At 58.5% G+C, this 13,558-nt stretch carries 10 protein-coding genes; all 10 read right to left on the bottom strand.

Features of this window, described 5'->3' with window-relative positions; translation table 11 throughout:
• Window positions 1-26: 26 nt before the first annotated feature.
• The 10 genes from ACVBEG_RS04245 to alg8 all read right to left on the bottom strand — a co-directional run bounded on the left by ACVBEG_RS04245 (window position 27) and on the right by alg8 (window position 13,419).
• Window positions 27-698: an alginate O-acetyltransferase AlgF gene (locus ACVBEG_RS04245; RefSeq protein WP_322178007.1), complete on the bottom strand. Its 672-nt coding sequence runs from the start codon at window positions 696-698 to the stop codon at window positions 27-29.
• Window positions 699-710: 12 nt separating this feature from the next.
• Window positions 711-1,886 (bottom strand): alginate O-acetyltransferase, encoded by a 1,176-nt coding sequence (locus tag ACVBEG_RS04250; protein ID WP_322178008.1) that lies wholly within the window; start codon window positions 1,884-1,886, stop codon window positions 711-713.
• 10 nt (window positions 1,887-1,896) lie between these two features.
• Window positions 1,897-3,483 carry an MBOAT family O-acyltransferase gene (locus tag ACVBEG_RS04255; protein ID WP_322178009.1) on the bottom strand — a complete coding sequence of 529 codons (1,587 nt, stop codon included), beginning with the start codon at window positions 3,481-3,483 and terminating at the stop codon, window positions 1,897-1,899.
• 158 nt (window positions 3,484-3,641) lie between these two features.
• Window positions 3,642-4,769: a mannuronate-specific alginate lyase gene (locus ACVBEG_RS04260; RefSeq protein ID WP_322178010.1), complete on the bottom strand. Its 1,128-nt coding sequence runs from the start codon at window positions 4,767-4,769 to the stop codon at window positions 3,642-3,644.
• Window positions 4,770-4,776: 7 nt separating this feature from the next.
• On the bottom strand, window positions 4,777-6,231 hold the full coding sequence (locus ACVBEG_RS04265) for an alginate O-acetyltransferase (protein WP_322178011.1): 1,455 nt from the start codon (window positions 6,229-6,231) through the stop codon (window positions 4,777-4,779).
• Between the two features lie 12 nt (window positions 6,232-6,243).
• Entirely contained in the window at window positions 6,244-7,809 is a 1,566-nt protein-coding gene (algG, locus tag ACVBEG_RS04270; protein ID WP_447107408.1) for a mannuronan 5-epimerase AlgG, read from the bottom strand.
• A 25-nt stretch (window positions 7,810-7,834) separates the two neighbouring features.
• A complete protein-coding gene (locus ACVBEG_RS04275) occupies window positions 7,835-9,313 on the bottom strand; it encodes an alginate export family protein (protein ID WP_322178013.1) in 1,479 nt (492 codons plus the stop codon).
• On the bottom strand, window positions 9,310-10,722 hold the full coding sequence (algK, locus tag ACVBEG_RS04280) for an alginate biosynthesis TPR repeat lipoprotein AlgK (protein ID WP_322178014.1): 1,413 nt from the start codon (window positions 10,720-10,722) through the stop codon (window positions 9,310-9,312). The genes ACVBEG_RS04275 and algK overlap by 4 nt, the downstream gene beginning before the upstream one ends.
• Window positions 10,723-10,724: 2 nt before the next feature.
• Complete coding sequence (locus ACVBEG_RS04285) at window positions 10,725-11,894, bottom strand: alginate biosynthesis protein Alg44 (protein WP_322178015.1); 1,170 nt, start codon at window positions 11,892-11,894, stop codon at window positions 10,725-10,727.
• Between the two features lie 43 nt (window positions 11,895-11,937).
• Complete coding sequence (gene alg8 / locus ACVBEG_RS04290; RefSeq protein ID WP_407074565.1) at window positions 11,938-13,419, bottom strand: mannuronan synthase; 1,482 nt, start codon at window positions 13,417-13,419, stop codon at window positions 11,938-11,940.
• Window positions 13,420-13,558 lie beyond the last annotated feature (139 nt).

Consider the following 13,558-nt stretch of genomic DNA (forward strand, 5'->3'; position numbering starts at 1 on the left):
AGCCCAGGACCGGCTGTCTCAATGGGTTAGCGCGTGGCGACCGGGGGTTTGACCCAGACCGGCGACACGTTGCTGCCGCTGCCGGTGACATACAGAACGGCGGCTTCACCACGTTCCAGGGCAATCGGTTTCAGATCGCTGATTTTCTTATCGCCGTCGAACAGCGCCAGGCTGACTTTCACCGGGTTGATTTCACGGTCGCCACGGCCTTTGGCGGCGACGGCCGGGATGACATCGGTCTTGCCATCGGCGGTTTTCAGGGTCAGCGCTTTGTCGGTGAGGTTCTGCACGCGCACCAGGGATTTCTGTTTGTTCTTGAACGGCGGCTCTTCCACCAGTTGTGGGGTGCCGCTGGTGTTGCTGACCAGGGTGTAATAGTGATCACTGGCCAGTTTCACCGGTACGGTCTGGCTGCCAACCTTGGCGCTGTAGTCGCCCTGGGGCATGAAGCTGAAGGCGCTGCTGGCCAACGGTGCGATTTCGTTGAGGTTGGTGTTGCCGACGCTGGCGCTGATTTCCGCGTTGCTGGCGTTGTAGACCCGGACGAAGGTCGAGCCTTTAGGGGCCGTCGGGCCATAGAGCGCAGAGTCGCCACCGGCAAAGGCTTGCAGGGAGAACAAGCCGAGGCCTGCAACCAGTGCGCAGGTTTTCAACAGGCTTTTTTTGGCAAAACGATTTGGAGTGGTCTGTAAGGTCATGAGATGTTCCTCTCAGTTTTGCGCCCGGTTGGGCGACTCGGATTTGTTGGCGTTAAGCGCCAGATTTTGTTGCGGGTCGCGAGCCTGTTTAAGTTCGGCGATCCACTGCGGATCGAACTCGCCAAGGTCGTTGTGGGCAGGCAGATAACGTTCTGGGAACTCCCAAATCAGCACTTGCGGCGGGCTGTTCTTGAAAGCATCGGTTTGCAGGTATTTGAGCATCGGCAGAATCGGGCCATGGCCGTCTTCGGCGTAATTGACCACGTCGCTGTGCAGTGCCTGTTTCAAGGCGCCCAGGAAGTTCCAGTTCGGGTTGGCGCTGTAGCTGGTGCCGACCAGTCCTACCGCGACTTCGTTGTCCGCGAACAGGGCATCGCCGCCGTTAGCCTCGGCCTGAGCCGGATTAGTGCTGCGTTGTTGCAGCTGATCGGGTTTAGGCAACAGGTTGCTGAACAGCGGGTCCAGTGGCAGGAAGCTGGTCAGGTCACCCTTGTACGGCGCGGTCTCTTTGGCTTCGGTGACGAACTTTTCAGGCTGGCCGCTCAACGGTGTTTCATTGCTGATGACCGTGCCCAGCTGTTGAGCGACGACTTCGGCACCCATCGGCGTCCAGTGCGTGTCGGTCCTCAGGAACACGGCACCGTTCTGTTTTGCGCTCTGCAGCGGCGTCAGCAGGTCAGGGGCAATAATGCCGGCCTTCGCCATCTGGGCATGGAACTGCTGATACAAATCGGCATGCAGCGCAGCCGGGGTGTTGTCGCCGATGTGCTCCGGGTACAGCCGGGTTTTTGCCGGCACGATGGCCAGCACCAACTGTGTGCCCTGTTTTTTCAGGGTGTCGCGTACACCTTGAATCAGCGCGAGGTTGTCGGCTTCGTTCTGCTCGCCGTTGGCCACAGGGTTGAACTCTTCATCGCTGTACAGCCACTGATCGCGGCCCAGCACGACACCGGGACGGCCTTCGTTGAACAGCTTGAAGTCCAGTGCGGCCCAAAGGTTGGTGCCCAGGCGTTTGATCGGGAACTCATCGTCGTAATGAGTCTCCGCCGCTTTGGTCCAGCGCCCGTTGAGCACGGTGGTCTCGGCGGAAGTCGAGAAGCTGCCGAAACTGCGCAGCGACCAGACACCCAACGCGAGCAGGATGGCGAGGAACAGGACGATGTAGAGGAAGCGTAATGATCGGGTCATGTCAGGCCCCTCAAAACTGGAAGTAAAGGAACGGCGAGAAACTTTGCGCCGAGAGCTTGAGGATCGATGCTACGAACAACAGCAACACCAAGGTGCGCATCGCATAACGCGGCCAGTCGGCGACCCAGAACGCAGGCTGTACCTGAGCATCGGTGCCGACGGTGTAACCCGGCAGGTGAATGCTGTTCGGCTGGTCGCCAGGGACTGCTTTGATCATGCCCGGTTGAGCGGTTGCGGGACCGTTGGCCTCGGTGCTCTCTTCGCCGGCAGCAGGTTTCACACCCTTGATTGCGTCGGCTTTAGGTCGGTTGGCGTAGAAGTCACGCAGACCGAAGAACGCCAGTGTCATGTACGCCACGATCAGTGTTGCTACTTGCAGGCCGGTGAGGCTGGCGCTGTTGAGTTCCGACAGTTGCCATTCGCTGAAGCTGAACATCGCGCCATACATCCGTGCAGCAACGTGCAGGTTTTCCGAGCGGAAAATAACCCAGCCCATGATCACCAGCAGGAAGGTCAGCGCCCAACGAATCGGATTGAAGCTGCGCTGATTGGTGTTCAGGCCCAAGGCTTTTTCGATCGCCAACCACATGCCGTGCCAGGCGCCCCAGACGATGTAGGTGATGTTCGCACCGTGCCACAGACCACCAAGCAACATGGTCAGGAACAGGTTGCGGTAGGTGGTCAAGGTACCGCCACGGTTACCGCCCAAGGTGATGTACAGATAGTCACGCAGCCAGGTGGACAGGCTGATGTGCCAGCGCCGCCAGAACTCGGTGATCGACTGGCTGATGTACGGCTGCTTGAAGTTCTCCATGAAGCGGAAGCCCATCATCAGGCCCAGGCCAATGGCCATGTCGCTGTAGCCGGAGAAGTCGAAATACAGCTGCGCGGTGTACGCCAGCGCACCGAGCCAGGCATCCCCGGTGGTCGGGTGCTGCAAGGCGAAGCAATGGTCGGCGACTACAGCCAGGGTGTCGGCGATGAACACCTTCTTGATGAAGCCCTGCATGAAGCGCGTGGCGCCTTCGGAGAACTTGTCCAGGGTGTGCGTGCGGTTATTGAACTGGTCGGCCAGGTCGCGGAAGCGCAACACGGGGCCGGCAATCAGGTGCGGAAAGATCGCGACGAACGCAGCAAAGTCGATCAGGTTACGGGTGGCCGGTGTGTCGCCACGGTAAACGTCGATGATGTAGCTGATCGATTCGAAGACGTAGAAGGAGATCCCGATCGGCAACAAGACGTGGGTCAGAATGAACGGTTCGAGACCTACCGAGGTCATCATCGCGTTGATGCTGTCCACGCCAAAGTTGGCGTATTTGAAGTAACCAAGGATGCCCAGATCCACCGCCACGCCGAGCAACAGCCAGCGCTGTGCCGGTTTGGTGCGCACGCCTGCCGCGCCGACTTTCAGGCCGATCCAGTAGTTCCACAGGGTCACGCCGATGAACAACGCCAGGAAGTCCACTCGCCACCAGGCATAGAACGCGTAGCTGGCAATCAGCAACAGCAAGTTGCGGTAGCGTTGTCCGCTCAAGTAGTACAAGCCGAGGAAGATCGGCAAGAACAAGAACAGGAACACATTGGATGAGAAAACCATCCTTATCCCTCCGTTGGTTCAACAGTCAAAGGCCGAAGCCCCCCCAAACCCCCCACAAAAAACAGGGGGTGTATTGCATGAAATTTACTGCCACTGCCGTCTGAAGGTCGTACCGACCTTATCGCAGACACGTCAGCTCCTACGGGGTTCGTGGTGCCTCAGGAACCAGAACCTTTATTGCCTTTTTCATGCGCCGGATCGAAAACCTTGGTCAGGTCGCCGCCAAGACGGAAGGTCTTGAACGGTTCCATCTTGTGTTTTTGATCCAGTACTTCGGCCTTGCAGGTGTAGAGCGAGCAGAAGGGTTCGAGCCAGGCGAACTTGCTGTCGATCTCGAGATCGGTCATGTCCTGTTTTTCGCCGTTGCGCTGGGTGAAACTGTCGGCATCCTTGATCCCGCTCAGCACCCGTTCACCCAGACGCTGCAATGCACCGTTGTTTTCCGGACGTACATCGACGCCATTGGCCTGGGCAAAACTGGCAATCATCGCCATCGGTGGCAGGGCGTAGTTGTGATACGCCAGGGCGCGTTGTTTGCGCTTGAGCTCGTTGGGCAGGAAGCCGTCCTTGTCGATCTGATTGGCGCCGACGCGGAACTCCTTCACCGACCAGTCGAACAAGTCACGTCGATTGGTCACCACCGACGTTGCCATCACCGACCAGGCAGCCCAGTAGGTGTGGTTGTTGTTCTTGTCCATCGGCAGGTTGTCCCAATCGCTGACCACCTGATCGGCCAGTTTGCTGAACCAGGCTTCGATGATTTGCGCTTGTTCCTGATGCGCGGCCAACGGGTGCGAGTTGGAGAACTTCAGGCGCAGGTAAGCCGAGGACATACTGCCCAGTGCCCATTTGCGCATTGACTTGCCGGTGTGGTTAAAGTCCTTGGACTCGAGCGCATCGGCCTTGGCCCAGGTGGTGAGCAGGTTCAAGGCGCAGTCGAGCTGTTCCGGACGACCGTCACGCATGTACTGCATGACGATTTTGCTGGTGTCGCGCTCCAGCTTGGTGATGTCGGCCGTGGCGTCCCTGAAGGCTTTTTCCGAGACCTCGTTGAGGGTCGAGCGGGCCTTGTCCGAGCCTTCGTATTTGCTGCGAAACACCAGTTTGTCGGTGTACGGTTTGGGAATCGCATCGCAGCTGAATTTATTGTCACCGGTTTTGACCTTCTCAATACCGGCGAAGTAGCCCTGTGGTGGAACCAGCGCCTGGGCAGCAGACGCGGCATCGGTCGCGGCCATCAGCGCCACGGCGAGCAGGGTGGGGAGCATCATTTTTCGAGTGTGCATAAAGGCCTCATAACCCGGCTTGCGCGGTGTTTTGCGCAGCTCGTGGGAACACGTTGCGTTTGCATATTTTCGCTTCAACTTGCTGAGGTGCAGCGCCCGCTTCCGGGCCCTGTACTTCCACGGCGAGCAATTGCTGGTCAGCCCAGTCCTTGTCGTCGCGCAGTTCAAAGGCGAAACGCCCGTCTGTATCGGATGTTGTCGGTTTTTCGATTTTCAGGTCTTCATGCCGGCCATTCATGTACCAGAGCGTGGCGTGCAAGGTTTTCACCGACGTGTCGGCGAAGCGGATGTCGACCTGATTACTGCCGTTGCGCACATCTTTGATGCCGTTTTTGCCATTGACCAGAAGCTCATTGGCCCCGGTTTTCAGTGTGGCGCTCTGGCTCATGATTGCAGTCTTGCCTTCGCAGCCGTTGTCGAGCAGAGACATCATCTGCCGGTAGATGGTCTCTTGGTCCAGGCGATACAGCGGCGAGAATTCCCAGATCAGGATTTTCGGCGGTTTCTTCTGGAAGTCGTCGCTGCCCAGGTATTGCAGCATTGAGCCTTCCAGGCCACCACCGGGGAAGGCGACGTTGAGAACGTCTGCGCCGATGTACTCTTCAAGGAAGCCGGAAAAGTTATAGTTCTTGCCGCTGTGACTGGTACCGACCAGGGTGATTTCCGGGTTGCCGGAATCGCCGAACAGGTCGCCGTCAGCGGCTTCGCCCTTGGGCTCGGTCACGAACTGATCCATGTACTGGATCGCGTAGGTATTGCCGCACAACTGCGCGGCCATGTTATGCAGGGTACCGGTCTTGCCCATGCGACCAGACTTGTGGCTTTCGAATTCACGTTTGGGAATGTCAGCGAACCCCGGTACTTGCTTGACCTTTTCGGCGACGATTTTCGCCGTGCGTTGAGCACCGTAAGGCGTCCAGTGTTGGTCGCCACGGAAGTAGAAATCGTGCCCTTGCTCGTCCTTGGTCGAGGGCTCATTGGTCAGTGGCGACAGGTCGGGCACCCAGTAACCCATCTGGCTGAAACGGCCGAGCATGGCCTGGTAGTTTTTCAGCGCCGTTTCGTAGTCGTACTTGGCGCGCTCAGTCGGGAGCAGCTTGTTTCGATCGACCAGGCCACGGGTGGGTTGGTACACCACGACCAGCTCGACACCTTTGCTTTTGAAGGCATCGTGCAGTTCTTTCATGCGCCGATAACCTTCGGGCGAGGTGTCGAATTGGGTCCGCAGGTCTTCCTGGGTACGGAACAGCCAGTCACCCTGGGCCTGTACCAGCGTGGTGAAGTTCTGCTGATAGCGCGTGGTGTAGTTCTTGGCGTCGAGCGCCTGCGGGCAAATGTTGCAGCAAGGCTCGGCGGTGAACGTCGGCGCGTGAGCGTCATCGGCGCGCACGCCGCTCGAGGCTGCGAAGATTGCTGCCGTGAGGCCCGAGAGGCTGAGTAGCTTGATCAATTGAGCGTGCATAAATAGGTTCCCTCAGTCCCGGAGATCGGTCTGGCGTTCGACCGGGTCGATCAACACGGCTTTCTTCTGGCGCACCAGCAGGTCGAGAATTTCGTCCTGACGTTCACCGAGAATCCCGTTGAAGCTGATCCCGTTGGATTTGGTCGGTGCGAGCATCGACACCCGATACAGCTCGACACTCAATGGCGAGTCGATGGACAGTGGGCCGGAACCGTTGGCGGCGAGTTCGCCACCGACAACGATCAGCGAGACCTTGGTGTCGAAGGGGTCAAGGGCGATGTCACGGTCGGTGTCGCTCAAGTCCTTGATGTGCCCGTAGACGCCCATCAGGCCATTGGCCATGGAGATGTTTTCGTACAACCGGATACTCACGCTGTTACGGACACGAATTCCGTGGCGACGGTTGTTGATCACACGGTTGCCCCAGATCAGGTTGTCGCCGCTTTCGTACATCGTGATGCCGTCGGAATGGTTCTGAAAAATCTCGTTGTAAGCGATCAGGTTGTTCACGCTGTTACGGTCGATCACTACGCCCGACAGGTTGTTGTCGTAGCTGCGGTTGCCGAAAATGAAGCTGTCGTTGACCTCACGGGAAATAATGATCCCGTGTTTTTTCTTGGTCCCGTGGACCGTGTTATCGGCAATGATCAGACCGTGTGAGCGGTCATGCGGGTCAATCCCGTAGACGATGTTGTCACGGTAGGTATTGCCCTTGATCACCACGTCACGCGCTTCATAGCAGTAGAAGCCGTACCACATGTCCGAGAACTCGGAACCGATGACCCAGCCGGTCGGTTCCGGGCGTTTCAGTACCTTGGCCATGTTTGGCGTGTACTGAGAAATACTCACGCCATAGGATTTGCTGTTGGCATAACCGAAGCTGGCGATTTTGCTGTTGACGATATAGGTCTCGGTACCGCCCCAGGACAGCAGGAACGGACGAAACTCATTCGGCTTGCGAAAGGTCGCCGGGCCGTTGTCGGCTTCGCGCCATCCGGTGATTTTGGTGTCCCGGACAAACAGCTGGCCATCGTTGATCAAGAACGAACCGGCTTCCTGCGACAAGCGCAGCTCTTGAGTCTTGTTATCGATTTCAAGAATGCCCTTGCGTCCAACGACAATCGGCAACCTGGCCAGGAATACACCGGGCGAGGTTTCGCTGAAGTACTGCTTGGGCAGGCTTTTGCTCAGGTCACGCAAGTTTATGTAACCGTCTTCGATAAAGATCGCCTGGGGGATGCCATGCTGGCGTGCCACCCATTCGGTCATCTTGTTATCGCCACCGATAAAATCTTTCAGGGCGTCTTCCTGCATCATGCGCCGGACTTTGATCTTGCCCGGTTTACTGCGCACGATTTTCTTGGCGACGGCTTCGGCGGTATAGCCGGAGATGTCGGGCAGTTCAGGCTTGGCCAGTTCCAGCGGCGCGGTGGGCGGGCTGGTCACGGTGTAGGTCTTGGCCTGCTGCAGGCCTTTGGCCGGAGCAGCAGGGTCGACCGCAGCAAACGCAGCGGCGCTGGCCAGCATCAAGGCGCTGGCCAACAGGCTGACGGAGCCTCTCATGGGTAGACTGTTCATCGTATCGCTCCCTTGGCAGCTTGCATCAGAAGCGCCAGATGACGTCGATAAAGGCGCGGTGCATATACGAATCCACTTCTTTACCGTAAGCATCGCCAGGTTTGAACACACCGCCACGGAACCGCACCAGTGCCGACGGCTCGTCGATGGACTGGCTCAGTGCCGCAGGCAGCAGGCCCTGTTTGAAGTACTTGGTGACGACCAGATCCATCTCTTGACCGAGGTCTTTTTTACCGTCCATCAAGGGCAGAGAGGTACTGGACTCAACCGCGCCGTCAGCGTTGTAGGAGTTTTCCACGGCATTGATGCCGGTGGTGCCCACGGCCTTGTTGCCGTCGACGCGCCAGAACTTGTGGTAGACCAGGCTGGCGTCATAGTCGTCGCGCAGCATCCAGGAACCGAACAGGGTGCCGGTTTGTACGTTGTTCATGCTGCCGCGAAAGGCCTCGCCGAAACGATGGATCCGCGAGCGGGTGCCGGTGTAGTTCGAGCGGTTGCTTTCCAGGCCGTTCTGTTCGTAGTCGCCGCTGGCGCGGGCATAGGCCGCACCGACTTGCCAGTTAGGGTCCAGCCGCAGACGAATCCCCATGTCAGTGGCCCAGCCGTCGACGTTGCCGCTGGTTTTCTCGCCCGCAGTGCTTACACCGTTCACGGTCGAAGGGTGGATCGAGTCGCGGTCGCCGCTCATCCCGGTCAGGCTGGCCCAGTAATTGATGGTATTGGTGTTGCGGTAGTTATAGGCATCGCTGTTGGCTTCGACACCCAGCCAGGTCAGGTCACCGTTTTGGGTTTTATCCAGGGAGTCGACCTGATCGAGGCCACTCTTGAGTTTGCCGTCATCATGGGTGTGATGGGCGCGCACGCCGGCCCACTGGCCAGGTCTCCACTGCGCCGAAATATCGCCAAACAGGTGCAGGCGATCTTTGTCTTTAGGCGACAGTTCGGAGAGGTCGGTGCGGTATTCGCTGAAGCGTTCCGCTGCGCCAAGGTTGGCCCGGAGCAAGGTGGTGTCGAAGGTCCAGTTCAGGGCTTCGATATTGGCGTCACGCCACATGCCATCGTCGTTGCGCAGGCGCTGACGACCCAAGCGCAGTTCCTCGCCAGGGTAAGGGGTCAGACCTTTGTAGCCGATCCAGAACTCACGCAAGGCCAGGTAGTTTTTGTCGGGCTTTCGATCATTGCTGGCGCTGGAACCGTTGTCGGTATTTGGCTGTTGCAGGGTGTCGGTTTCGATAATATCCGTCGAAGTGACCGCCTGGCCCATGGCGTAGGCGCTCCAGTTGCCGCGCTCGCCGTAGGCCCATGGGCGCAGGTCCAGACCGACACCGTTGACACTGCCGCCTGAGCGGGTGCCCAGGTCGCGGTCGTCTTCGGACTGGCCGGTGACTTTAACTTCCAGACCGAAGTTCTTGGTCTCGGTCAATGCTGCTGCCAACGCCGGAGTGGCCGAGAGCAGAGAAAAGCTCAGGCCCAGGCCAGCTGTCATCCAGTGATTCAACTTCATAAAGCTTCCTCGGCGTCTTCTTGTTGCAGAGCATGCAGGGCCAGATTGTTCTGGGCGGACGTGCCACGTATCTGTTGCTCTTGTTGCAACAGACGTTGTGCTTCGGCGCGCTGTGCAGGCAGCAGTTGGTCATTGATTTGTTGCGCAAGTTCGGTCGCTTCCGGGGTCGGAGCGTCCTGCTTTAGCGCCAGTTGGCTGAACACGTAGGCGTTGACCGGGTTGGGCAAGGTGCCCTTACCTTGGGAGAACAATTGCGCGAGGGCGTAGTCGGCGCTGTTCTGACCGCCGCGAGCGGCTATCAGTAATTGTTCGACGGCCTTTTGCGGGTAGACCTGGCCGAGGTAGCCCCGGCGGTAGATCTGACCCAGGTAGTAGTGCGCGGCAATTTCGCTGCCGGCGGCTTTCTGCAGATGAGCTTCGGCTTGTTTGGCATCGGGCAGGACCCATTTGCCTTCGTAATAGAGTTTGCCCAACAGCAGTTCGGCACGCGGTTGATCCGCTGCGCGACCGTTGTTCAGGTACTCCATCATCGTGTTCACGTCGCCCAGTTCCGGGAAGTCATAGAGCAACTTCGCCAGGCTGACCCAGGAAACCGGATAGCCAGGTGCGACTTTTTCCAGCAGTTGCTGAGCTGTTTTTTCATCAGGCTTGCCAAGCTCGGTATCGCTCAATACACGCGCTACACCGTCAACCCGTTGCGCTGAAACCTTGCCGAGTTCATAAGCGCTTTGCAGTTGGGCAATCAGAGCGGCCTGTTGATCCACTTGCGCGCGTTTCTGGTAAACGGTGGCCAGTTCGACGTAGCAGATGTCGGTGGCGAGCAGGGCTTTCTTGCAGATGCTTTCGATTTCATCCAGATGCTGATCGTAGGTGTTCTGCGTGCGATAGAGCAGCACCTGAGCCAGGCCCGCTTCCGGGTAGCCGGCGGCGCGCCATTGCTCGATCTGCCGTTGCGCATTGACCTTCGGGAAGGTCTGCGGGTATTGCAGGTACAGCATCGCCAGCGGGATCAATGTGCCGCCTTCGCCATTGGCAAAGGCCTTTTTCAGCAGGACCTCGGCTTCATGGTGTTCGGCTTCGGTGGCGTCTGGCCGTGCAACCAGCAAGCGACCCAGCCGGGCCTGAGCCCGGGGCGATGTGTCGGCGGCTGCGCGGTAAGTGGCTTCAGCTTGTTTGAGCTGTGCGGGGTCATGGGTTTCGACCTGAATATCCGCCAGGCCGACCTGTGCATCGCTATAACCCAGGTCCGCCAGTTGCCGATAGTTCTGCTGTGCCATCGCGGTATCGCCGCGTTTGAGGGCTTCGTTGGCCAAGCGCTGATCGGGCAGGCCAGCGCAACCGCTAAGGCCGATCGCCACGGCGAGGCCCAGCAGGGTAGGGGTCGACAGCTTTCGTAGTGGGCTAGCCATGTTTAGAGACCCACGGCCATGGCTTTGTCGATCAGCCAGTTCAATGAAGGGCCACGATCGCTGGTGACTTCCACCGGACGGCCGGACAGGCTGCTGCTCAGAGCTTGGTCAGGCTTGATCTGCACGCGAATGTCGGTCGACAGGTCGGTGCTGCTGTTGTTAGTGCTGCTGACGATCTTGCCGTGACGGATTTCATCTTCGCCTGCGACCTGGAAGTTCACACGGGTACCGGGGCGCACGTCAGCGAACTGGCGATAGCTGAAGCGAGCGTCGACTGTGGCTTCGGTGTTGCGTGGGACCAGTTGGAAGATCACTGCGCCTTTGCCGGCGAACTGGCCGTCAGCGACCAGTTGTTTGGCGATGATGCAATCACAAGGGCTGGTCAGGGTGCCGCTCAATTGCCGGGCGAACAGGTCTTCGACCTTGGCCGGTTGCAGTTGCGCGTCATCCAAGTGGTCTTTGAGCATTTCCAGCATGCTGGTGCTGAACGAGGCCAGTGGTGCACCTTTGGCGACCACGCCATCAGTACCCGCCAGGCTTTGCACGGTCCCTTCGCGAGGCATGGTCACGTCCATGCTTGGCACGCTGACCACGCCGGCGGTTGCATGGCTGACGAAGTACAGACCATAAACCGACTTGAAGATAAAGCCGAACGCGACCAGGCCGACGATGAAGATCCCCAAGCTGAAGATCACGGCGCGCATACGGCCGAAGAACGTCATGCCGCTGCCGCCGTCCTTGACCTTGCGTGCCTTGGTGAAATTGTCGCGCTGCAAGGTGGCGAGTACTTCGCCCATGGTCACAATGTCACCGCTCAAGTGCGAGGTGATCAGGTGGCGCAGGGTGGCGATGTCTTGTTGTTCCAGGTTCTGGAACTGGCAGCCGGCACGACCGGTACGAGCATCAAAGGAGCGAACCTGCAGTTCAACGTCCATGGCCAGGCCAAGGTTATCGATGACGAATTGCAGGCGGCCTTTCTGTACTTCCCCGACTTTCAGGGGCTGCCGGCCGGCGTTGAAGCACAGACCGCCGGCAGACAGGTCTTCGACCTGGGCAATATGGGCGGTACCGTCGCTGCCGAAGAAGCGCAGTTTGGCCGGTATTTTGACCCGAGCGTGCTGGCGCTGAGCTTCAGATTCATGCACTACATTCACATTCACGGCGGTATTCATGGCGGTAATTCCTACTTAATCAATTGATCCATTGGCCCGGTGGTCAGACCATCGTCAGCAGCACAGCGACGAACACGCTGCCTGCGGAGAAGGTCATGGTCCGAGACGACCAGGTGTTGAACCAACGTTGGAAGCTGGCCAGGTCGCGAGTGAGTTTGGTGTCCTGGCGAGTCCAGGACTGTTGATCGAGGCGGAAGAAAACGTAGATTTTCACCAGCGCACCGACGATCTGGTTGTAATAGAGAATCACGGGGTAAGCGGGGCCGATGGTGTGTCCGGTGCAGGACAGCAACAGCGTCAGGATCAGGCGGGTGATACCGATCCACAGCAGGTACATCAGGATGAACGTCACGCCATATTTGAAGCTGGCGATCAGGGCGACGGTCAGCCCCAGAATCGAGGTCCACATCGACACGCGTTGATCGAACAACACCACGCTGGTGAACAATCCCAGGCGCCTTACACCCAGGCCCAACGCGCGGGAGTTCTGCCGCAGGTTGTTGCCGTACCAGCGGAACATCAGTTTGCGGCTGGCCTTGATGAAGCTCTTTTCCGGCGGATGTTCAACGGTGTTGATCGAGGCGTCCGGCACGTAGAACGTGTCGTAACCCAAACGCATCAAACTGAACCAGCTGGACTTGTCATCGCCGGTCAGGAACTTGAAAGTGCCCAGACGCCAATGGTGCAGGGAGTCGCTTTCGACGTCGGCGATGAATTCCGGGTCGGTAACCACTTCGGCACGGAACACAGACATCCGGCCGGTCATGGTCAGCACGCGCTTGGACAGGGCCATGGAACACATATTGAGGTGACGTTGGGCGAAGCGCAGCTTGTGCCATTCGCTCATGATGTAGCCGCCACGGACTTCGCAGAACTCATTGGTGGTCAAGCCGCCAACGTTGCCGAACAACTGGAACCAAGGCACGGTCTTGCGCACGACACCCGGACTGAGCACGGTGTCGCCATCAATTACCGCAACCACGGCGCGGGCATCGGGCATGTGCCGGGAAATGGCGCGGAAGCCAAAGGCCAGGCCGTCGCGTTTACCGGTGCCTGCGATACGCACGAAGTCGAGCTTGACCCGCTCAGGCGGATTGAGTCTGGCCCACATGCTCTTGACCAGCAGCTCGTCGGACATCTCTACCAGGGAGCAGACAATCGTTGTCGGGTAGCCGCATTCAATGGCTTCGCGAATCACCGAGCTGTACACCTGAGCGGTGGTCAGGGCATCGATTCGAAAACTGGTGACCATCAGAAACACATGGGATGGATCTGCCGCGCTGCCGAGCTTGCGCACTTTGCGGCGCAGGTGCGGATAGACCACGTACAGAAACAGCATGCCGCGCAGAAAGTGCGTGGCGCCCATGGAGTAGCGCCAGATGCCGACAGCGCCAATCAGGAACAGAAAGTTCTTCGACTGAGAGTCGAAGATACTGGAAGGCAGCGCCAAAGCGAGGCCCATTAATATACTGAGATAAAACAGCCAACCTGCGGCCTGAAGTAGGCCGTGCTTTAGCCTGTGCATAATCTGCATCCGTCTCGATATCGGGAGAGCCTTTTGGGTTGGCCCGAATGGGTTAAGGCAGGCATGTGTAGCTGATGCCCGTCAGTTAAGGTGAGGGGGACGTGTGGGAGCGGATTCGCTCCCACAGACCTTGACTGAC

The organism is Pseudomonas sp. GG8, assembly GCF_052976945.1.

Bases quoted from the DNA above. Each gene is read 5' to 3' on its own strand.
- ACVBEG_RS04245 (WP_322178007.1), bottom strand. From the start codon at position 698: ATGACCTTACAGACCACTCCAAATCGTTTTGCCAAAAAAAGCCTGTTG.
- ACVBEG_RS04250 (WP_322178008.1), bottom strand. From the start codon at position 1,886: ATGACCCGATCATTACGCTTCCTCTACATCGTCCTGTTCCTCGCCATC.
- ACVBEG_RS04255 (WP_322178009.1), bottom strand. From the start codon at position 3,483: ATGGTTTTCTCATCCAATGTGTTCCTGTTCTTGTTCTTGCCGATCTTC.
- ACVBEG_RS04260 (WP_322178010.1), bottom strand. From the start codon at position 4,769: ATGCACACTCGAAAAATGATGCTCCCCACCCTGCTCGCCGTGGCGCTG.
- ACVBEG_RS04265 (WP_322178011.1), bottom strand. From the start codon at position 6,231: ATGCACGCTCAATTGATCAAGCTACTCAGCCTCTCGGGCCTCACGGCA.
- algG (WP_447107408.1), bottom strand. From the start codon at position 7,809: ATGAACAGTCTACCCATGAGAGGCTCCGTCAGCCTGTTGGCCAGCGCC.
- ACVBEG_RS04275 (WP_322178013.1), bottom strand. From the start codon at position 9,313: ATGAAGTTGAATCACTGGATGACAGCTGGCCTGGGCCTGAGCTTTTCT.
- algK (WP_322178014.1), bottom strand. From the start codon at position 10,722: ATGGCTAGCCCACTACGAAAGCTGTCGACCCCTACCCTGCTGGGCCTC.
- ACVBEG_RS04285 (WP_322178015.1), bottom strand. From the start codon at position 11,894: ATGAATACCGCCGTGAATGTGAATGTAGTGCATGAATCTGAAGCTCAG.
- alg8 (WP_407074565.1), bottom strand. From the start codon at position 13,419: ATGCACAGGCTAAAGCACGGCCTACTTCAGGCCGCAGGTTGGCTGTTT.